This window comes from Dietzia cercidiphylli (genome assembly GCF_039531545.1).
Classification (GTDB): domain Bacteria; phylum Actinomycetota; class Actinomycetes; order Mycobacteriales; family Mycobacteriaceae; genus Dietzia; species Dietzia natronolimnaea.
This window is the reverse complement of record NZ_BAAAQG010000003.1, coordinates 102064-121177: the sequence shown is the minus strand read 5'-3', so window position 1 is coordinate 121177 and position 19114 is coordinate 102064. Positions and strand designations below refer to the sequence as shown.

At 63.6% G+C, this 19114-nt stretch carries 17 protein-coding genes and 6 pseudogenes; 11 read left to right on the top strand and 12 right to left on the bottom strand.

Translation table 11 applies throughout. The annotated features are described in order from the left end of the window. Positions 1-97 precede the first annotated feature (97 nt). On the top strand, positions 98-586 hold the full coding sequence (locus ABD250_RS02230) for a helix-turn-helix transcriptional regulator (protein ID WP_182659098.1): 489 nt from the start codon (positions 98-100) through the stop codon (positions 584-586). After that, entirely contained in the window at positions 579-1832 is a 1254-nt protein-coding gene (locus ABD250_RS02225; RefSeq protein WP_182659099.1) for a type II toxin-antitoxin system HipA family toxin, read from the top strand. Before ABD250_RS02230 ends, ABD250_RS02225 begins: the two co-directional genes overlap by 8 nt. Positions 1833-1914: 82 nt before the next feature. Here ABD250_RS02225 and ABD250_RS02220 read toward each other — a convergent pair whose 3' ends face one another. Continuing rightward, on the bottom strand, positions 1915-3060 hold the full coding sequence (locus ABD250_RS02220; RefSeq protein ID WP_182659100.1) for an IS1096 element passenger TnpR family protein: 1146 nt from the start codon (positions 3058-3060) through the stop codon (positions 1915-1917). A gap of 69 nt (positions 3061-3129) precedes the next feature. Here ABD250_RS02220 and ABD250_RS02215 point away from each other — a divergent pair, with 69 nt between their 5' ends. The 3 genes from ABD250_RS02215 (at position 3130) to ABD250_RS02205 (ending at position 5213) form a co-directional block, all read left to right on the top strand. Continuing rightward, the gene (locus ABD250_RS02215; RefSeq protein WP_182659101.1) at positions 3130-3738 is read left to right on the top strand and encodes a hypothetical protein; all 609 of its coding nucleotides are present in this window, start codon (positions 3130-3132) and stop codon (positions 3736-3738) included. Positions 3739-3963: 225 nt separating this feature from the next. Beyond that, the gene (locus ABD250_RS02210) at positions 3964-4200 is read left to right on the top strand and encodes a hypothetical protein (protein WP_017838078.1); all 237 of its coding nucleotides are present in this window, start codon (positions 3964-3966) and stop codon (positions 4198-4200) included. 344 nt (positions 4201-4544) lie between these two features. After that, positions 4545-5213, top strand: a complete 669-nt coding sequence (locus tag ABD250_RS02205; RefSeq protein WP_067716045.1) for a DUF3800 domain-containing protein — start codon at positions 4545-4547, stop codon at positions 5211-5213. 239 nt (positions 5214-5452) lie between these two features. On the opposite strand, the gene ABD250_RS02200 is transcribed toward ABD250_RS02205, so the two are convergent. The 6 genes and pseudogenes from ABD250_RS02200 to ABD250_RS18140 all read right to left on the bottom strand — a co-directional run. Continuing rightward, complete coding sequence (locus tag ABD250_RS02200; RefSeq protein WP_241730431.1) at positions 5453-6553, bottom strand: type IV toxin-antitoxin system AbiEi family antitoxin; 1101 nt, start codon at positions 6551-6553, stop codon at positions 5453-5455. Between the two features lie 72 nt (positions 6554-6625). Then, positions 6626-7036: an SOUL family heme-binding protein gene (locus ABD250_RS02195; protein WP_277817550.1), complete on the bottom strand. Its 411-nt coding sequence runs from the start codon at positions 7034-7036 to the stop codon at positions 6626-6628. A 52-nt stretch (positions 7037-7088) separates the two neighbouring features. Then, positions 7089-7196 (bottom strand): annotated as a pseudogene (locus ABD250_RS18060) (SOUL family heme-binding protein); the annotation flags it as partial. Positions 7197-7385: 189 nt separating this feature from the next. Then, on the bottom strand, positions 7386-8114 hold the full coding sequence (locus ABD250_RS02190) for an alpha/beta fold hydrolase (RefSeq protein WP_182657648.1): 729 nt from the start codon (positions 8112-8114) through the stop codon (positions 7386-7388). 911 nt (positions 8115-9025) lie between these two features. Then, positions 9026-9241: a VOC family protein gene (locus ABD250_RS02185; protein ID WP_422110510.1), complete on the bottom strand. Its 216-nt coding sequence runs from the start codon at positions 9239-9241 to the stop codon at positions 9026-9028. A gap of 74 nt (positions 9242-9315) precedes the next feature. Next, positions 9316-9414, bottom strand: a pseudogene (locus ABD250_RS18140) (VOC family protein); the annotation flags it as partial. Positions 9415-9610: 196 nt separating this feature from the next. On the opposite strand from ABD250_RS18140, the pseudogene ABD250_RS02180 reads away from it, so the two are divergent. From ABD250_RS02180 to ABD250_RS02175, 3 genes and pseudogenes are all read left to right on the top strand, one after another. Beyond that, positions 9611-10324: pseudogene (locus ABD250_RS02180) on the top strand (GMC family oxidoreductase N-terminal domain-containing protein); the annotation flags it as partial. A 187-nt stretch (positions 10325-10511) separates the two neighbouring features. After that, a pseudogene (locus ABD250_RS18055) lies at positions 10512-10697 on the top strand (GMC oxidoreductase); the annotation flags it as partial. Between the two features lie 91 nt (positions 10698-10788). Beyond that, positions 10789-11007 carry a GMC oxidoreductase gene (locus ABD250_RS02175; protein WP_338404109.1) on the top strand — a complete coding sequence of 73 codons (219 nt, stop codon included), beginning with the start codon at positions 10789-10791 and terminating at the stop codon, positions 11005-11007. Between the two features lie 284 nt (positions 11008-11291). On the opposite strand, the gene ABD250_RS02170 is transcribed toward ABD250_RS02175, so the two are convergent. From ABD250_RS02170 to ABD250_RS18050, 5 genes and pseudogenes are all read right to left on the bottom strand, one after another. After that, positions 11292-11690 carry a hypothetical protein gene (locus ABD250_RS02170; RefSeq protein ID WP_182657646.1) on the bottom strand — a complete coding sequence of 133 codons (399 nt, stop codon included), beginning with the start codon at positions 11688-11690 and terminating at the stop codon, positions 11292-11294. A 23-nt stretch (positions 11691-11713) separates the two neighbouring features. Further along, positions 11714-12286, bottom strand: a pseudogene (locus ABD250_RS02165) (ISL3 family transposase); the annotation flags it as partial. Positions 12287-12802: 516 nt separating this feature from the next. Then, entirely contained in the window at positions 12803-14065 is a 1263-nt protein-coding gene (locus tag ABD250_RS02160; protein ID WP_182657644.1) for an O-antigen ligase family protein, read from the bottom strand. Then, positions 14062-15093, bottom strand: coding sequence for a glycosyltransferase (locus ABD250_RS02155; RefSeq protein ID WP_182657642.1), 1032 nt, complete (start codon positions 15091-15093; stop codon positions 14062-14064). The genes ABD250_RS02160 and ABD250_RS02155 overlap by 4 nt, the downstream gene beginning before the upstream one ends. Before the next feature lie 120 nt (positions 15094-15213). Continuing rightward, positions 15214-16359, bottom strand: coding sequence for a glycosyltransferase family 4 protein (locus ABD250_RS18050; RefSeq protein ID WP_422110511.1), 1146 nt, complete (start codon positions 16357-16359; stop codon positions 15214-15216). Positions 16360-16482: 123 nt separating this feature from the next. Between ABD250_RS18050 and ABD250_RS18045 the strand changes: the two genes are divergently transcribed. From ABD250_RS18045 to ABD250_RS02150, 3 genes and pseudogenes are all read left to right on the top strand, one after another. Next, positions 16483-17490 (top strand): MraY family glycosyltransferase, encoded by a 1008-nt coding sequence (locus ABD250_RS18045; protein ID WP_422110509.1) that lies wholly within the window; start codon positions 16483-16485, stop codon positions 17488-17490. A 25-nt stretch (positions 17491-17515) separates the two neighbouring features. Beyond that, positions 17516-18436 carry an NAD-dependent epimerase/dehydratase family protein gene (locus tag ABD250_RS18040; protein WP_182657636.1) on the top strand — a complete coding sequence of 307 codons (921 nt, stop codon included), beginning with the start codon at positions 17516-17518 and terminating at the stop codon, positions 18434-18436. Positions 18437-18687: 251 nt separating this feature from the next. Then, positions 18688-19086: pseudogene (locus ABD250_RS02150) on the top strand (IS110 family transposase); the annotation flags it as partial. Positions 19087-19114: the final 28 nt, after the last annotated feature.

Sequence of the window (19114 nt, the reverse complement as noted above, 5' to 3'; positions counted from 1 at the left end):
CCTACCAACACAAAGTTCGGAATAGCGCACATGCGACCTTTTGTTCGATAAACCGAACATCTATGCTGTGCCTGATACAACGAACGTCAGGAGCGTCATGGCAACGTTCGCCGCTCGGGCCCGGACTCTGACCGATATCGCTACGTCGGTCAGGGACGCACGTCTCGCCGCCGGCATGAGCCAGGCCGACCTCGCAGCGGCAGCCCATCTCACACGCTCCTGGGTGAGCCTCTTCGAGAGCGGGCGTGCTCCCAATGCGTCACTGAGCAAGGTGCTCGCGATGATGGACGTTCTGGGCGTCACGATCCGACTGGCGTATCCGGTGCCGGACTCGGACACGCCCTCCGCCGAGTCGGCCCGCCACCCGTGGCACCTGCCCGAGGCTGTCGATATGGCCGAGGCGATGGACGCACCCGACGCAGTCGACACGCCGGCGGACGATGGCGAAGGCCTCACCGCCGCGGACCCTGCCGCGGACCCTGCCCCCCTCAGCGAATCAGCGCTTGCCGCTGCACGCGCCATCCGGGCGACCCACCGTGCACGCGCCGTCGCAGATGACATCACCCAGCGGTCCTCCGATGCCTGACAAGGAACTCGCGGTCCTACTGTCTGGACAGAGACTGGGGACGTTGACGGAGGACCGTCATGGCAAGCACTGGTTCTCCTACGATCTCGCCGGCCCCGAACGGAGTCTCTCGCTCTCCATGCCCAGACGCCGTCAGGCCTGGGGCCCCGATCGGGTCGAGCCCTTCCTCGACGGACTGTTGCCCGACAATCAGGCCGCGCGGGTCCAGATCGCCCGCCATCACGGGGCCGTCGCAGGCAACACGTTTTCTCTTCTCGCTGTTGTCGGTCGCGATTGCGCAGGCGCTGTTCAGTTCCTCCGCCCCGATGCGATGGACGAACTCCACGGAGGCAGTCTCATACCGATGTCCGACTCCGACATCAGCGGGAGACTCCGAGAGCTGGTCTCCAGCAGACAGGCATCCTGGCAGGCCCGCGGCGAGCACTGGTCGCTCGCAGGAGCTCAGGAGAAGATCGCTCTCCACCGACGAGCAGACCAGTGGTATCAGGCGACAGGCGCGATCCCCACTACGCACATCATCAAGCCTGGTGGTACCGATCTCCACTGCCAGGCGTACAACGAAGTCCTGTGTCTGGACGCCGTCCGAATAGTCGGATTGCCGACGGCGAACACTGACTACAGTGATTTCGTCGGCACTCCCGCTGTGATCAGCCGACGGTGGGACCGCTATGTCGCCGCTGATGGAACCGTGACCCGTGTCCATCAGGAGGACCTCTGCCAAGCTCTCGCAATTCATCCGTCGCGTAAGTACCAGGCCGATGGAGGCCCATCCCCCGGCGATGTCATCTCCTTCTTGCGGGCGCTCCGCCTCGAGGAAGACGTCTGGCTTTTCGTTCGAGCGCTTGCGATCAACTTTCTGCTCGGCGCCACCGACGCGCATGCCAAGAATTACGCGATTCTTCACGCCGATGATTCCCCACCCCGGCTCGCACCGCTCTATGACATCGCGTCGATCTACCCGTACTCACCACAACGGAGTCAGCGCAGACTCGCTATGAAGATCGGGAGTCGGTACGCCTACGACGAGATCACCCTCCGCCACTGGGTCACCTTTGCGGAGGCCCACGACCTCGATCCGAGCGTGCTCACTGCTCAGCTCTACCTTGACGCCCTCGAATTGCCGGACGCCCTCCGCTCCTCCGTGGCACAGCACCCCCCGCGCACTGACGACGAAAACCGGTTGGCAGACACGCTTCTGGCCGAGGTCGAGGCTCAGTGTCGGCGGGTTCTCAATTGGTTCGGATGAGTTGTCCGAGAGGGGGCGACGACGACGAGGGCCGCCACCCTCCCCCGGCCCGCATGAACCCGGCCGCGCGGAACCGGCCGGGTCACCACCAGTCAAGCGGGGTGCCGTAGAGCCGGTCGTGTGGCAGGCTCCGGGTGATCAGCTCGGCCAGGGCATCGCGATCGTTCTTCAGCGCGGTTCCCCGGCGGGTCGGCCGGAGCTCGCCCCTGTACTTGCGCACCAACCCCAGCGCGCGGGCCCAATCCCGCAACTGCCAGATCGGGAACGTCAGGTCTTCGCGATTGTTCTTCCCGATCCATTTGCGGTCCCAGCCGGTGTCGGACATGAGTTGCTCGACCATCGTCGGCGGCAGGTACCCGGCCGCGGTGAGCTTGACCCCGTCGCCGACCCGTTCGAGCAGGATCTGCAGCTTCGCGGCCTCGTCCCGCTGGACTTCCCTGAGAGTGGCTGGCGTGTCGGCGATTCCGACCACTCGCCGCTGAACGTCCTCGAGGTCGAATTCTTCCGCGTCCCAGCCGGCCCAGAACTCGAGTACCTCCGGGCCCCAGCCATCCGAGTCGAACTCTTCGCCGCCGGCGATCCACTCGTTATATGACCAGATCCCCCCGCAGTCCTCCGGAGGGCATGCCCGGCGACCTGCCACCACCGTCGCATCCGGGATCTCGTCGTCGTCGTCGTCGGGCTCCAGGACCTTCTCCACGGTGACGCGATGCCACCAACTGTCACCGAAGTCGTACAGGTACAGGAACCTATCGCCCACGCTGTGCGCCAGCTCGTCGAGCCGTACGTCAGCCTCGTCGAGTTCGCCCATCTCCCCGGCGTCGGGGTAGTCCATGGAGGCGAAGTGCTCGGCGTCGCGGTCCCGGCGCGAGGATGCGTGGACGAACTCGTGCAGGTGACTGTTCGTCCAGCCCATGGCTTCCTGCAGGATCAGGTGAAGGCGCGGCAACATGAGGTCGCTGCGCAGGTCCAGGCGTCGCCAGATGGGCGGGGACGAGTCCAGCAGCTCGACCTTGACACGGTAGATCACCGGTGTCTCGCGCCTCGGGTGCCGCCGGTTGACGGCCGGGCGTTCCCACGGGGACTGATAGTCAGCCCCGGCCGCCAGCGAGGCCATCAACTCGGTCTGCGGGACTCCCGCGCTCGCCAATGCGTCGAGAACCGCGTGCTTCAACTCGTCTGCGGTGAGGTCGCCTGGTCCGTAGGGGCGATCTGTCGAAGGCGTCACCTCACCGACGATACGAGATGCGAGCGGCGCGCTGGGACGCCCCCGTTTGGAGAAGTAGTCTCACCTGCCATGGACACTGTCGAGCCCGGCCTGTTCGACCTACCCGAGCCCGCGCCTGAGCCCACCCCGCAACCCTCGCCTGCGCGGCCCCGTCCCGGCAGGAACCGCGAGACATGGTCCTGCACTGTGTCCGCGGAGGTCGCCATCGTCGATGCGGCGGCGGTGACGGCGGCACTGGCCCAGTACCGTGAGGACACGGTGGTGGTCGATGCGTTCTCCGGTGCGGTGATCGAGGACCCGGCGAGTGAGGAGGCGGGGCCCGATCCCACCCTGCCGCCGCTGCCTCAACTGAACTGGCTGATCTGGCCTACGGGCGGTGTGGAGGAACTCCTCGAAGAGGGCGCGTTCCGGGTTCTCGATGTTGAGAGCGCTGTGACCACCGAGATCTACGACCGGGGGACGATCACGTGGACGGTCACGGTCAAGCTCACCGACGTCCAGCTCCTGCGTCGCGTCGCCACGCGAGCCCACCCCGCCGACGCCGACCTTATCGCGAGCAGTCTGTCCGTCGCGTGGCAGCGCGCTGCCGACTCGTTCGCTCCCCTGCGTTCGATCCCCGGGATCTCGTGGCGGCCGGTGTCCGTCGACATCGCTCACGTGCCAGCGCGAAAGCGATGACGACGGCCGCCGCTCCCGCGCACCGCGCACCGAGCCCCCAACCACCGGGCGGATCCCGCCGAGTGGACGATCCCGCTCGATCCGGGGCGCTCGCCCCCAACGCGGGGCGATCGGGCGGAGGCCAGGACGGTCAGCACGCGGGTCGAGCGACGTGCGGTAGTTGCGCGGAGTGGCGGGGTCCCTTGTGCAGGCCCACGGCGCCGGGGGGGGGGGCGGAGAGCCGAGGTGATCTGCCTGCCGGGTGTCGTCCCGGCGCTCAACTGCGGGACCTCCGAAAGGGACGTGCTCGCCTCGACGATGCGCCCACTCGCCCATGTCGACCTCCCGATGATCGGCAGTCCACCATTGCGCATCTGGGTGGACCTTCCGCGGTGGGGCGACGGCTCCACCGGCGAGGGCCCGATCCCCGAGCTGACAAGTAACGTGATCGCCTGGTGGCTCACCGGACCCGCTCCGTCTTAACGCTCACTGTCCGACGTGGACTGCGGTCTTGAGGGCGACGACGACAAGGCCCACGACCGCCGAGAGCGGACCGCCACTTCCCGCCATTCGAACCGACCGGCATAGACCAACTCGTGCGGCGCGACGTAGAGCTGGTCCACGCTATTCACCCACCGCGCCCTCAACTCGTCACAGTGGCCTACAAGGCTGTGACTTGCTGGGGAGCGCCTGTGGATTAAACGCTGAATATTCGCGCTGACCTGCCTTTATGTCATCTGCGGGTAATGGCGCTTAGTGAGTTTCCCGCCCGAGGAGTGTCCTCTCGATGTGCTTCCATAGGTGGCAGTCGAGAGAAAGGCCCCTTCGTGGCGATCAAGTATCTGTTCGCAGATGAGAGTGGCGACCTCCAGTTCCTCCGCAATGGGAAGGCATCCAGGTACTTCGCGGTTGGCACGCTGTGCGCCGACGAAGAACAGGTGTGGGCGCTCCGGACGCGCCTCATGCGGCTCCGGGACGAACTGGCCTGGAAGGCCCAGGGTTTGGATTCGTGTTTCCACGCCTCTCCGGACGCCCAGGTCGTGCGAGACGCGGTGTTCGACGCCTTGGTGGAACTTGAGTTCCGGTTCGACATCACTCTGTTGGAGAAGTCCAAGGCCCAGCCCTCGATCCGCCCAACCGAACCGAAGTTCTACCAGTACGCCTGGTTTTTTCATCTCAGTCGGGCCGCCCCTCAGTTGTTCCACCAGGGCGATTCCATCCAGGTCGTCGCCGCTCAGATGGGAACCAGGAAGACCCGGGCTGCGTTCAGGGGCGCCGTGGACGATGTCATGGCCCAGTGTCTGCCCTTCCGCGCCAAGCGAGTATTGGCATTCTGGCGGGATGAGTCCGACTTCGGTCTCCAGGCTGCGGACTACTGCACCTGGGCGGTCACACGGAAGTGGGAGACCGGCGACGACCGGGCTCACAGACTGATCCGGAGCAAGATCAGGATCGAGAGTGACTACTTCGGGTACGGCACCGAGCACTACTACTGACGCACGAAACCCCAACCAACTAGGGATCATTCCCGAAGCCCAGGGGCTCTTTCGTCGATTGGGGTCGCACTGAAAATGTACCACCGTGTCAAGCAACTTGACAGCCTTAAAGCGTGTCGAGGTCATGACGGGCGGCCCTCCATGCCGGTCTCGCAATCAGCCCGTCGACTGCGGCCTGCTCGGACAACGCCTCGGCCGCGTCCAGAAGCGCAGACCGGGCACTGACGAGCAGATCGCCACTACCCTCTCCAGGACTGTTCATGTGCCCCCATCCATTTGATCAACTCGTTCGCCTCTGCGGGTGCCCGGCCCGGCCCGGTCATGAGGTCCACAGCCACCTGGGCCGGGCGGGCGACCGTGAGCCCTTCCAACGCGGTCATGGCGCGTTCCATGACGACGGGGTAAGTGGGTTCGATCAGCAGCACGTTCGCTCCCGCTTCGGTCGCGCGCAAGCCCCAGTTCGCCGCTGCACGTTCGACGTTTCGGACGTACACCATCGCCGACCTGGCTGGTGCGTAGGCAGCCCACGCTGCTGCTGCGACGGACCCGGTCAGCGCGTAGTCGACGTCCTCTTCCTCGCGCACCGTATCGAGAAGGTCCGACAGGCCCCGGGGAGCGATCCAATGGGACACGGCATTGGACCGGAGTAACTGATAGTCGTCGCTCCATCTGCGCAGAAGAGCTGCCCAGTCGGACACCAGGAATCGCCGGTCAGGCAGCCGCTGCGCAAGTCCCTGATCTTCGAGAAACTGCATCACACGGTATACCGACCCCACCGAGGCCTTGGCGACGTCGGCGAGTTCCCGCACACGCCATGGCCCGGGAAGATCGAGTAGCGCTCTGACTACCTTCGCCGCGGGTTCTCCCTTGAGGGTGCCCCTCGGGCGCCCTGGCCCCCGCCAGGGATCTCTTTCGGCACCACGATCCGAGACGAAGAGTGCGGGAACGGGGGATGAAACCCTCATATTGCCGGTCGCATCGATGTATGAAATGCCAGCCGCGTCGAGCCGCGCACGGTCGGCGGGCGCGAGATAGCGAGTCAAGACCAGGCACCCACTGTCCGGCACCTGGGCCATAGTGTCGCCGCACCTCTTCCGAAGCGCAGGTATGTCGCGAGCTACGACGGCGCTCTTGACGGTGACACAGAATGTTGCGGCACTCCCATCGGGAGCCTCGGCGACCATCAGAGAATCGGCGCCGCCAGATGTCGACGATGTAGCGCCCTGCCTGGTATCGATCTTCCACTCCGGCGGGAGTCTCTCGCGAAGTGCCTGGGACGCGGCATCGACGAGTTCCGCCTCCGAAGGGGGTCTCGAATCTATCGTCTTGCCGTTTATCATGTTCGGATAATAGCGCCGTTCCGCAGCCAACGGAAGCGGACAATTTGCCGAACACCGCCAGCGCGACGCGAGTCAGCCGCCTTCGGGCCACACCACGTCCTGCACCACCTCGTTGCGCCGCAGGAACCACGGCGTGAACGGCGGGTCGAACCGGGCGTACCTGGGCGGCCCGGTGGCGACCAGCCCGGCCCGGGCGATCCCGGCCTCGAGGTCGGCCAGGTGACGTCGATAGGCCGACTCGCTCCACCGTCCGGAGTAGCGCACCGCCGCCGCGACACGGTCGGGCACCTGCTTGACCCGCTCCCGAGGATCGGTGGGCACCGGCGCGGTCGCGGCGGTGAGCGAGGCGGGCAGGACAAAGGCGACCACGTGCTCGCCGCCGTCGGCCTCGGTCTGGACCACGGGCGCGGTCATGGCGACCTTCTCGGAGCCGAAGGCCTCCTGGACGACCGGCGCCGTCATGGCGATGGACGGCGGACTCATTGTGACCGGTGATGCACCGGAACAGCGCGCTGAATGCCTGGTTGCCGGCACTGCTGAACGACCCGCCGACGGACACCTCCGCCGCGGCGTGGGAGGGGTACCGCCGCAGCTCGAACTCCGGGTGATGCTCGAGCACCTCGTAGGGCTGCTGCTCGGTCATGAATCGACGGTACGCGCGCGAGCGGCCAGTGGCGGCGCCGCGCGTCCAGTCACCGGAGACTGCCAGGCGGGCATGCCACTGGGCGACGTGGTGCGGGTGGAAGATCGCGACGACGACGATGACGACGACGACGAGGCCCACCTCCACCCGCCCGACCCGCGGCTGCCGGGTGGCGCGGAACCGGCCGGGTCAGCCCGAGAGTCCGCGGAGCCAGTCGACGATCGCGCCGGCCAGCTCGTCCGGGGCCTCCACCGGCAGCATGTGTCCGGTCTCCGGGATCTCGGTGTAAGACACCCGGGCATTCCGACTGCCGCCCGCTTCGGCCCCGTTCGCCGCTGCCCAGCGTCGCTGCTCCTCGGTGGGCACCACTTGGTCATCCGACGCCCCGACGATCAGCACCGGGACACCCGCCTGCGCGGGGAACTCGCTCCGGTCGGGCCGGGCGCCGATCGCCGCCGAGTGGGCGGCGAACCGCTCGGGCCCGTACACCCGTGCCGCGCGCAGCCGCTCGGCCCGGACCTCAGGATCGTGGCCGCGGTCGCCGTAGTACACCGCCTCCATGCCGTCGAGCGCGATCTCCTCGTACGCCTCCGGACTCAGTCCCGCGGCGCGGTCGGCCCGCGCCTTCGCCGACTCCGTATCCTCAGCACCCACCGGGGCGGTGACCAGCACCAGCCCCGCCAGCAACGACGGGTGCCGCTCGGCCAGATGCATCGCCACCACGCCGCCGAGCGAATGCCCCACCACGACACTGCCCTGCTCGACCTGCTCGGCCACCTCATCAGCGAGCGCGTCGAGGTCGGACCGGGCCGGTAGATCCAGGGCGGTGGCGCTCACCCGCTCCGGCAATACGCGGATCACGGGAGACCACGTCTGGGCGTCGCCGTGAAGGCCTGGGAGAAAGACAATGTTCGTCATGGGAACCGACCCTACTTGCGGCTACCGCGGGCACCCGGAGCTAAGAAAACTCAGGAGGAAACCCGAGAGGACCAACGACGACGTCAACTTCGGTTTCCCTCCCGCCAAGCCCGCCGCCCTGGATGCCCGGGGACGGGGACGGCTACTCCTGGCATGCCTCGGACGTATCGCCGGCGTCGCACGGGTCGACTTCCGGCGCTTCGCTAGTCTCTGGCTCGTCAGGGGGCTCGGCGGGTTCCACTGTCTCCTCGGGCTTTTCCACCGCGGGCGCATTCTGGTTCTCGGGCGGGACGGGGATACCGTTCGGATCGGCACATTCCGACAGGTCTGCCACGTAATGATCTGTCCGCGGGCACCGGTACGGATTCTCGGCCATCTGCTCACTGCGCAGAGCTGCGCACTGCGGGTGGTACCCGTGCGAACCGTCGCTGAACCAGCCACTCTCCGTCCACGCTCCCCCGCCATAGATGCACTCGACGAGCGTCGGCCCTGCAGCTGCGGGAGTGGCCGCGGCCGGCGCCCCCGTCGGCGCAGTCGCCGTCTCCGGCGTCCTTGCGACGGTCGTGGTGTTGGACTTGCTTGTGGTCGTCCGCGTCGACGAACTCGAAGTCCTCTCCGTGCTGGTCGGCTCGTCAGTCGCCGGTTCGCCCCCGCACCCGGCCACCAGGACGAGCGTCGACAACACGGCGCCGACCACATTCAGCCTCGAGGCATGCGAGCGATGTCGGTGGGTAGGTGCACTCAATTGCGGGCCCTTCGTCAGTGCCCGGCTGGGCGGAGCATCCCACCGATCATGCACTGAGCAAACGGCAAATAAGCGAGTTTCCCGGTTCGATGTCAACACTGCTGCACTTCGGACGCCCAGACGTGTCCCACCAGAGCTCGAGCACCGAGCCTGCCCGGCCCCGGCCTCACTCCCCACAGAGACAGAACGGATGCCCCACCGGGTCGAGGTACACCACAAACCGCCCGTCGGGGCTGGGCTGTTGCTCGTGCCGGCGGGCGCCGGCGGCGAGTACGGCCGGCTCGGAGTCGGCGATCGAGTCCACGTAGAAGTCGAGGTGCACCTGCGCGGGACCGGCCCCTCGGGCCAGGTCGGCGCACGGAAGTCGGGGACGGTCTGGCACGCGAGCGTGACCGCGTCCGGCTCGCCCTCCGGCGGCAGCACGTCGACCCAATCCGAGTACTCGGCATCGTCACGAATCCGCCAGCCGAGCATCGCTGCGTAGAACTCGGCGAGCGATCGAGCATTAGGGCAGTCGAGTGCGACGACCACACGCCGCGCGGTGATCCCAGCCATGGCACCACGCTACGACCTGCACTCCAGACGCCTCAAGCATTCATGGGCCGCGGCGCCTCCCGGCGGCCGGAGCTGGGGCGCTCCCCCGGTGCGCTCTGAGAACCGACGACGACGAGGGCCCGCCGCCACTTGAACCGCCCCGCCGCTACCTGCACTGCGCCTGACGCAGGCGGGGATCGCGACCCACATCGTGGAGATGGGCCGCAGCTGGGACACGCCGGGGCCGGACGGCAAAATCTTCTCGGGGATGCTCAATCCGGACAAGCGCTCCACCTGGCTCTCGGACACCACCAGCCAGCCGGTCAGCAACTTCATGGGCTTCGGGATCGACAAGAAGGTGGAGCGCTACGTCGGGGTCCTCGACGCTGAGAAGTTCTCGGGGGTCAAGGTGTACCAGGGCCGCGGTGTGGGTGGCGGATCGCTGGTCAACGGCGGCATGGTGGTCACGCCCAAGCGCAGCCACTTCAAGCACATCCTCCCGAACGTCGATGCGGCCCAGATGTACGGCACCTACTTCCCGCGCGCGAACGCCGCCCTCGGCGTGAACCACATCGACCAGGAGTGGTTCGAGTCGAGCCCCTGGTACCAGTTCGCCCGCGTGGGCCGGAAGACCGCGCACCGCTCCGGGTTCGCCACGACCTTCGTGCCCAACGTCTACGACTTCGACTACATGAAGCGCGAGGCGGCGGGCACCGCGCAGGCCTCCGCGCTGGGCGGCGAGGTGATCTACGGCAACAACGCGGGCAAGAAGTCGCTGGACAAGACCTACCTCGCCCAGGCCGCCGCCACCGGCCGGCTCACCATCTCGCCGCTGCACCGGGTCACGGCAGTCACCCGGGCCACCGGGGGCGGCTACTCGGTGACGATCGAGCAGATCGACGAGCAGGGCGCGGTGATCGCCACCAAGAACGTCACGGCCGACAAGGTGTTCTTCGCCGCCGGCAGCATCGGGACCAGCAAGCTGCTCGTGTCGATGAAGGCGCAGGGCCTCCTGCCCAACCTGTCCAACCAGGTGGGCGAGGGATGGGGCAACAACGGCAACGTCATGGTCGGGCGCGCCAACCACATGGGACGCCACCGGCTCCACGCAGTCGACCATCCCCACCCTCGGTATCGACAACTGGGCCGACCCCACCGCGTCGATCTTCGCCGAGATCGCTCCCCTGCCGGCCGGGCTCGAGACCTACGTGAGCCTGTACCTGGCGATCGCCAACAACCCCGAGCGGGCCCGCTTCCAGTTCAACTCCGCCACCGGCAAGGTCGACCTGACCTGGAGCGTGTCCCAGAACCAGCCGGGCATCGCCATGGCCAAGAGGGTCTTCGACAAGATCAACAAAAAAAGAAGGCACCATCTACCGCACCGACCTGTTCGGTGTGTACAAGACCTGGGGCGACGACTTCACCTACCACCCCCTGGGCGGCTGCCTGCTCGGCAAAGCCACCGACAACCACGGGCGCCTCCACGAGTACCCCGGCCTCTACGTGGTCGACGGCTCCCTCGTCCCGGGCAACGTGGGGGTGAACCCCTTCGTCACCATCACCGCCCTTGCCGAGCGGAACATGGACGCGATCATCGCTGGCGATCTGCAGTAGGTCGCGCTGCCGGCCCCGCGCGCGTCGGGGCGCCGGGCCGGATCCCTCGTGGGGTTCGGCCCGTGCGGCATTGTGGGCCGGCGTCGGGGGCGCCACGCAGGGTGGCGTCGTGCGGCGCCGTGGAGGCCCGACGTCGACAACGTCTACGACGACAACGCCCGCCCCTCCGACCGGGCCCGCCGGGGCGGGGTGGGCGGAACCGGTGGATCAACCGCGCCCGAGACCGGGTGCGTTACCGGCCGGGCTGCTCGGCCACGGCCCGATCTCGTTAGCCGCCACCTGCGCTAGTCGTCCTCCGGTTCACCTCGGCCCGACCCGCGGGTGGGCAGCGTGGTCGAACGCGAGGTGAGAGAACGCCGCGCCTGCTCGGACGCATTGTCGAGTACCACGTTCTCGCCGGTCTCGTGTTCCGTGCCCTTACGAAGCAACCGCTTGCTGAGCCCCTCGGCGGCCTTCCCGGTGACGAGCCTGGCCGACTCGATCGTGTGGCTACCGGCCTGAACCGCGGACTCCAGCCCGTCCGAGCCGGAAGCCACGACCTTGTCCCGGGTTTCGACCGCGGCGTCGCGCCAACGTCGACCTTCGAGTTCGACCTGATCGCCCGCGATGCCGAGGAGCTGCTCGAAGCTGATGCCGTCGTTGTGGACCCTGTTGCGGGAGGAAAGCACCCTGGGTGCGGCCATGGGGTTCAACGGCCCTTCCGGATTTAGAGTGCGTTGATCCGGTTCTGGAGCTGTCCGGAGTGAATGAGCGACCGCAAGATGTAGTGCTTGAGGTTGCGGAAACCTAGGGCGATTCCGCGGAGGTGTTCGAGGCGTCCGTTGATGGCTTCGACGGGGCCGTTGGAGGCGCCGACGTCGAAGTAGGCGAGGATCTCGCGGCGCCGCTTCCATAGCGAGCGGCCGAGCTGGGCGAGCTCGGGCAATTTCTTGGACACGCCGGCGCGGATCGACTTGAGGAGTTTGTACATCGCGATCTTGCCCTCGCGGCGGTTGGTGGCTTCGTAGGCGTAGATGAGCCGCTGGTAGATGCCGTACGTGACTTCGACCGCCACGTGCGCATCGTCGGCGACGAACGCCTTCCATAGCCGGATCCTCTGCTTGTCGGTCAGTAGCTCGGCACCAGTGTTCAACGTCCGGCGGATCCCGTACAGCGGATCTCCCGTGCGGCCCCGGTGCCCGGTAGCGGCCTGCTGCACGCGCTGGCGGCACACGGTCAGCTTGTCCGAAGCGAGGTGGACGACGTGGAACGGATCCATCACCGTCCGAGCTACGGGCACAGCTACGCCGGCGAGCGCGCGGTCTGGCTCGTGCTGGGAGGAGGCGGCCGGCCACGTGAGAGGTCAGCACGCCAACTTCGGACTGGCGGGCTCCGCGACTGCTTGGACTGACGACAGAATCAGACAGCCAATCGCAACGCTAGCGCGCAGTACAACCTTAAAGGGCATTCCAAGACTGCCCAAGCTGACCGAGTGATAATTGGCGAGCGACAGCACAGCCCCAGCACCCTTGAGACATCATAACCGCGACGTTGACTGGAACACGAGTTGCCGCCGCGGCTATGGCGTATTTCGTGGGCAACGCTAGGGCCGCGGTCCACTTCCGTCAACCAATCCTGAGGGCTAGAAATCTGGATTGCCGGCCCGATGCAGACAGCAGCGGACTTGTCAGCCGCGAACCGATGCCGCAGCCCACCGAAGTAGCTTGACGGGCCCCGGATAGACGGAGCCGAAGACGAAGGCTAGTCGGCATGGCGGCTGTCCGGGGTCGTGCTGCGGCTTGCGCGCTAGGCGCAACTAACTGCGAGCCGCATCGCCCTGCACCGTGTCCCGATTAACATGACGACTCGCGATATCCGACGCAATTATTACCATTAGAATAAACCAAACTAGAGGCCGAGTTTGGAGCGTAGCCACAAACTGCAGACTAAGAACAGACAACATCGATAGCGCGGCCCCCTGCTCAAGACTCACCAACCGGGTCGACGCGACGGCCGCCGCGACGATTATGACGACCCATGCTGCCATTGCGGGAATACCAGCAATGACTCCAATAGAAAGGAGAGCATTGTGCGCGCTAAACGGACCCTCGACACCGACGTCGAAATGGGACGCACCCGTACCTGCAACTGGCTCTACGAGTATAACTCGCACAGACTCGGCAAACAGCGGAGTCCGCCCCGAAAGAGAAGCTTCATCCTCGTTCAGGCCAGCGAGAACCGACGGCAGAACAAAGTAACCTATAACGGCAGCGAAAAGAAGCATAGGGGCACTTAGCTGCGAGAACGACTTGTACCTCACCAACCCAAGCGCAGCATATCCGAGAATCAAGACCGCCGAACCGACTAGCGCCTGTGATGAGCCGCTCAATATCAAAAGCCGGACCGATAGAGCAATAACAAAAACAAACCCAAGTCCTTCGACCCGGACGCGTAACCTCCAAGCGGAGGCTACGAGAAACGGCAGACCGATTAATATGCACTCGACCATGCCATTAGGGTTGCCAGAAATTCCTTCGAATCGAATTCCTTGTTCATTGTAGTTCCCAAACACCGTAGACGCAGCTACGAAGAATGCGATGGCGCGGGATAATGCTGAGACGGCAGATTCCAGAGTGCAAGAGGTCCAACAAGCGACAACTACGGCGAGACATACCAAATACGGAAGACCGGCGAGCATCGATCCAGCAAGAAGCATGCGGACCAGAAGAAGCAGCGGCAGGCCACAAAGAGCAACAGCGACCAATGGCGGAAGCGGAAGGAGAGTGCGGCCGCGCACTGAGCCGCTTCTCTGAACGAGCATAACAACGCAGGAGATGACAACCCATCCCATGCCAACTAAGCGCCACGATACGAAGTCACCGGCAGCAAACTCTGCGACAATGCCGAACGTCAGTACAGTCAATGGACTGAAAACCGAAATCGAAAATCCTACCGCGATTGCCGCCAATACCATAATGGGCGTAATTGAACCGTCTAGCGATAGTTTACCAGCGGTTAATATTGCAGCGGAGACGAGCGACAGAACGAACGCCGATAAACCGCTCTCAACATTCTTCACGATAGGTTTCCTATAGCGGCCAGAAAACGCGAGGTGTATTCAGAAACAGTCAACGCTTCGATTATCGGTTCTTTTCTATTTTCCGATGGCGAACCGAGCATGGAGTCGATGGTCCACGCCCATTCATCTACCGAAGTCGCCGCCAACGTTCGCCCATAACTAATGATGTCAGGGGTGCTACCCGCTTCGGAGGCAAGCACTAAGCAGTTGCGAGACTGTGCTTCCAGCACGGTTCGAGGGAGGCTCTCACTAAGCGATGGATGAAGAAGAAGCTCCGCCGTGTCGTACGTCTCCGGAGATACCAAGACACCTACATGCACATACAGTTCTTTGCCAACCGCCTCCGCTTGGGCGACTAAGTGGTCGAAAGCCGCCCCCGCACTCGTATAAACGTCCAGTCGAGTTAGCGCTTTGCACTTAAGAAATGCCTCGATTCCGAAACGCTGGTTTTTTTCGCGTCGGGCGTTACCTACCATAATCGCGCGCCCCAACCTAGTTACCTGACGGGCAGAATCCAAAGGAACTACGTTGACATACCAATCCTGACCCAAGGCACTAGGGATCTCCAGGATCTTATCAGCCGCAATCCCCTGCCTTATTAATTGCCCCGTAGCAGCAGGCGAGTTAGTGAGGAAGGCATCAACCAGCAACGCGGTTCGGCGATCTGCGAACCTGTAGACCGCACCCTTGTTGAAATCTAAACCCGGACGTGGCATTATAAGCGCTGACTTCGAAAGTGCGGACAGTCGCAGCATACGTAGAATTAATGAAACTGGCATGCCGGCTCCAATTACGTAATCCGGCCCGAGTTTGACAGTGACGGAGCATAGATGCACTAAGCCACCATGAACTATGGTGCCCGCGTCCCGTTTACTAATCAATTCGCCGAGATTACTACGATTTCCGTGGCAGCGAACAAAGTGCGCGACTCGATTGCCTCTCGCGACGAGAGTTTCCGCCACGTCCACCATGCGTCGTTCATTGCCGCCAATTTCCCCGGAGTTCCAGGCGAACAGGAAAGTGGTCATTTAGTGATCGCCTTTCGGACTTAGTAGCGAGCGGTGGGCCCGCTCGGGGTCGAGCGTCGGATTGCACATGATTAAGTAGATCGCACGTCAAACACAGTTCGCGCCCGGCGTGCTTAATATCTAGTACATCGAAACGTCCACTGGCTCCAATCCCCGGTAAATATCGACCAAAGCCTCCCAGATCCGCGCAGGGTCGTAGTCTTTAAGAGCCCTGTCCTGCGCGTGCCGCCCCATAGTTAACCTACCCTCGGCATCACTAGCTAACTCGAGAATAGCACCACAAAGGGCGAGAGGGTCGTCCACGTCGATTAGCAGACCAGTAACTCGATCCACCACAGACTCGTTAGCGCCTGTAGCTCGGGTAGTTATCGCGGGAACTCGGGCTGCGGCAGCCTCGAGAATTACGTTGGGGAATCCCTCGCGCCTAGTTGGATGACACAGTATATCCATCGCCGTAAAGGCTGGTAGAGTGTCATCTATCCAACCAGTTGACACCGCGGGGATTGATATATCTTTCAATGCGCTGGCAGACTCAACATCTTCAGCGTCACCCACAACGAGCAGTGCGAACCGGAATTGATCTTGCTTTCCCCGCAGGAGGTTGAGCGCTTCCGATAGGCATTGACTCCCCTTGTCTGAAGTAACTCTACCAATGAAGCCTATGACAAAGGCGTCTCTTTCGATACCTAAACGGGCACGGCATTCTGTACGTGACAGCCGTGATACTCCCTCCGCTATCTGCGCCCCAGGCACTCCATTGCTTGACCCGTCACCGATAACGATAATGGCCTTGTTTGAGAGCTTCGCGCTACGCATTTCTTTCGCTACCCCATGCCCAACCGCAATTACGTGCGTAGACAACGCGCAACACAGTTGCTCGGCCGATTTGAGGAATAATCGCTTCAGCCCACTAGTTGTTTCGTATCTCAGCCCGCGCACTGTATACACTCGCACAGGCACTCTGCACGCTTTTCCGGCGATTAAACCAAGGAGAGCGGCTTTAGGCGTTCCCACGTTCACCACATCTGGCCTGATACGACGGATGACACGAAACCAGGAGTAGAGTGAACGCAAGTCTGCCAACGGAGAGATCTCCCTTTCCATCGGAATTCCGTAAGTCTGAACTTGCTCTCTTCGCCGTGTCTTCTCCAAGAGTCGATCTGGCGCGCTAACCACGTGGACTTCAGCCCCTTGCTGTCTCATGAAAGCAAGCTGCCCACGGAGGAACGACCACGCACTTGATCCAATAGTGGTGCCGTAAAGCACAGTCAGGCCTGCGAGTGGTTTATAACTCACCTAGTATCCTTCTTCCGAGGGCGACGTAGCTAGCGAGATGGACTTGACCTGCACTCGGTCTGGCCGACTGGCTGTTTCTCGTTGCCAACGGCAGTGTTTTCCGCGAACTTTCTGGAGGTCTTGGTGTCTCTTGTGTTTCGAACTAGCCTACCCGTCGTCGCTTCGACGGCTGCTGCGACCGCGCTCGCTGCCCCGCTTGTTTTGAAGGCTCTTGCTCGAGCCCAACTTGTTGATGTGCCAAATTTGCGGTCTTCACATACGGTTCCGACACCGAGAGGGGGCGGCGCTGCTTGCATCATAGGTGCCGCGGTTGGCTTCTCCATCGGCCGCACCGGGCCGTTTGAAACCCATCCTGGGGTAGCGGCAGCCGTGGGCTCCCTCGCCGCACTCGGACTCGCCGACGATAAGTGGGGTCTGCCGGCTACTTTTCGGTTGGCTGCGCAGGCTTCAATTGGCGGCGCTCTCGGTCTCGCGATCGGTGGTAGTACGTCGGCACTTGTAGGGGCTCTAGCCCTGCCGACGATCGTTAACGCCGTCAATTTTATGGACGGCGTAAACGGGATTACTTGCGCGACCGCAGCCGCATGGGGCTTCTCTAGGCTGTTGAAGATGGACCAGTCCAGTGCCGCGCCTTCGGCCATAGCCCTAGGCTCGAGCTTGGGTTTCGCACCGTGGAACGTACCCCGAGCAAAGATGTTTCTAGGGGACGCCGGCAGCTATTACTTCGGTGGCATTGTCGCTGCGACGGCGCTAGCGTCATTCTCTAGGTCCGGCACAAGGGGGCTTTTCGAGTCGTTGTCGCCGCTCGGTTTCTATCTGGTAGATACAGGAACGACTATGGCCAGGCGGGCCTATCGTGGCGAAAAACTCATGGAAGCCCATCGCAGTCACGCCTACCAGCGGCTGGCCGACCGGGAGGGCTGGGAGCACTGGCATGTGGCTGCGCTGGCAGGGGTGGTGGCTCTCACCAGTGGCCTGTCGTCTACGACGATGCTTGGCGCTGCCAGGGCTCTAGTCCCAGCGCTTTGTCTGTCTGCGCTTCCCGACTTACTCCAGTATGCTGAGGAACTCTCGGACATCCGGCCTGAGCGATTGACCTAGAGCTTAAGACCGCTACCCTTAACCCATGCGCATAGCTTTGGTTGGAGCCAACGGGTTCGTAGGGTCCGCAGTTCGAGAGTCGTTGACCGACCGGGGTCATGAAGTTGTGCCAGTCCGCGCGCCCCGGGTTTCGCCACCTAGTGTCCCCGAGAACCCAGCTTCTGAACTAAGAGTAGATGACGGCATGATCGACCTATTCAAAGCAGTCGAAGCTGTGGTGAACTGTGCCGGCAATCCAGACGCCTCCGAGAAGGATCGAGGGGTCCTCCTCGCGGCGAACGCTCTGTCCCCCGCTCTAGTAGCACGAGCCTCGCGATTAGCTGGCGTTGCGCGACTAGTCCACGTCAGTAGCGCGGTCGTCCAAGGCCGACGATCTAGACTAGATGAGACCACCGTAACTGAAGAGTTTTCCGCGTATGCGCACTCGAAAGCGGAGGGGGAGCGTTTAGTCCACAAGGAGTATCCTTCCGCGATAATCTACAGACCCCCAAGCGTTCATGCGGTTAGTCGGCGGGTAACTTCGATGACGACGCGCATTGCAGCCTCTCCCCTGGCGACCGTTGCGGCTCCTGGTAGTCAACACAGCCCACAGGCACTCGTTGAAAACGTTGCTTCTGCGATTGAATTTCTCGCAACAACCGCATCTCCACCTCCGCGCGTCGTCATCCACCCGTGGGAAGGGTTGACAGCGCTGGATCTAATGGAGCTGCTCGGCGGGAAACGCCCTTTTGTAATTCCCCGTGGTCTCGCGCGCACAGTGAGCGGAATTCTTGAGCTGGCAGGTCGAGCTGCCCCCGCCATCGCTCCGAATGCTCGACGTATTGAGATGCTGTGGTTTGGTCAAGACCAAGACGATTCATGGCTCACTGCAGCTGGCTGGTCCCCGCCACTTGGACGAAGTGCTTGGAGAGAGTTAGGGACTTCGATACGCGTGCGCTCCCATTAAGCCGCCGCACGTGCCGGATATAGCCCGTTACCGTTATTGGACCTCCGATAGCCGGGGGTCTGGTCGCGCGAGTGGGCATGGCTTTCTTGCCCTGCCATCGATGGTCCGGAAGTGTTGCCACCTACTCGAGAGACGCGCGTTGACCGCTGATGGGGACGCGGCCCACCTCCCGGTGGAGTCTTCTTCGCAGGCGTGGGTGTCGGCATCGGGTGGCAAGACGGTGACTAGCAGGGGTACTTCAGAAGCATAGTATCGCCACGTCCGAGCACTACGCCGTGTACGTGGGACCGGACGTTGGCGAGAGCGCCCACCACGCATGCACTCTCGCCGAGGACGGCTCCCGCCTCTACGACAAACCCCTGGTCCAGGACGAAGCTGCTCTGAAGAACGTGTTCGTCGGCCTGCAGCAGTACGGGGGTTCCTGTTGATCGTCGATCAGCCGAACACAATCGGGCACTGGCAATCGCAGTCGCTCGAGACTGCGGCTACTAGGTCGCTAACTGCCAGGATTGGCCATGCGGAAAGCGGCGGACCTGTATCCGAGGCGGTCGAAAACCGACGCCCGGGACTCGTGCATCATCGCCGAGACCGCCCGCACGATGCCGCGCACTCCGCGACCGGTAGACCGCAACAGCGAGGTCTGCATCGCCCCGGGTTTGATGGAGACATCGATTACCC

What these genes read in the sequence shown, in the direction of transcription:
- ABD250_RS02230 (WP_182659098.1), top strand. Translation starts at nt 98, where the DNA reads ATGGCAACGTTCGCCGCTCGGGCCCGGACTCTGACCGATATCGCTACG.
- ABD250_RS02225 (WP_182659099.1), top strand. Translation starts at nt 579, where the DNA reads ATGCCTGACAAGGAACTCGCGGTCCTACTGTCTGGACAGAGACTGGGG.
- ABD250_RS02215 (WP_182659101.1), top strand. Translation starts at nt 3,130, where the DNA reads ATGGACACTGTCGAGCCCGGCCTGTTCGACCTACCCGAGCCCGCGCCT.
- ABD250_RS02200 (WP_241730431.1), bottom strand. Translation starts at nt 6,553, where the DNA reads ATGATAAACGGCAAGACGATAGATTCGAGACCCCCTTCGGAGGCGGAA.
- ABD250_RS02195 (WP_277817550.1), bottom strand. Translation starts at nt 7,036, where the DNA reads ATGAGTCCGCCGTCCATCGCCATGACGGCGCCGGTCGTCCAGGAGGCC.
- ABD250_RS02190 (WP_182657648.1), bottom strand. Translation starts at nt 8,114, where the DNA reads ATGACGAACATTGTCTTTCTCCCAGGCCTTCACGGCGACGCCCAGACG.
- ABD250_RS02170 (WP_182657646.1), bottom strand. Translation starts at nt 11,690, where the DNA reads ATGGCCGCACCCAGGGTGCTTTCCTCCCGCAACAGGGTCCACAACGAC.
- ABD250_RS02155 (WP_182657642.1), bottom strand. Translation starts at nt 15,093, where the DNA reads ATGACCACTTTCCTGTTCGCCTGGAACTCCGGGGAAATTGGCGGCAAT.
- ABD250_RS18040 (WP_182657636.1), top strand. Translation starts at nt 17,516, where the DNA reads ATGCGCATAGCTTTGGTTGGAGCCAACGGGTTCGTAGGGTCCGCAGTT.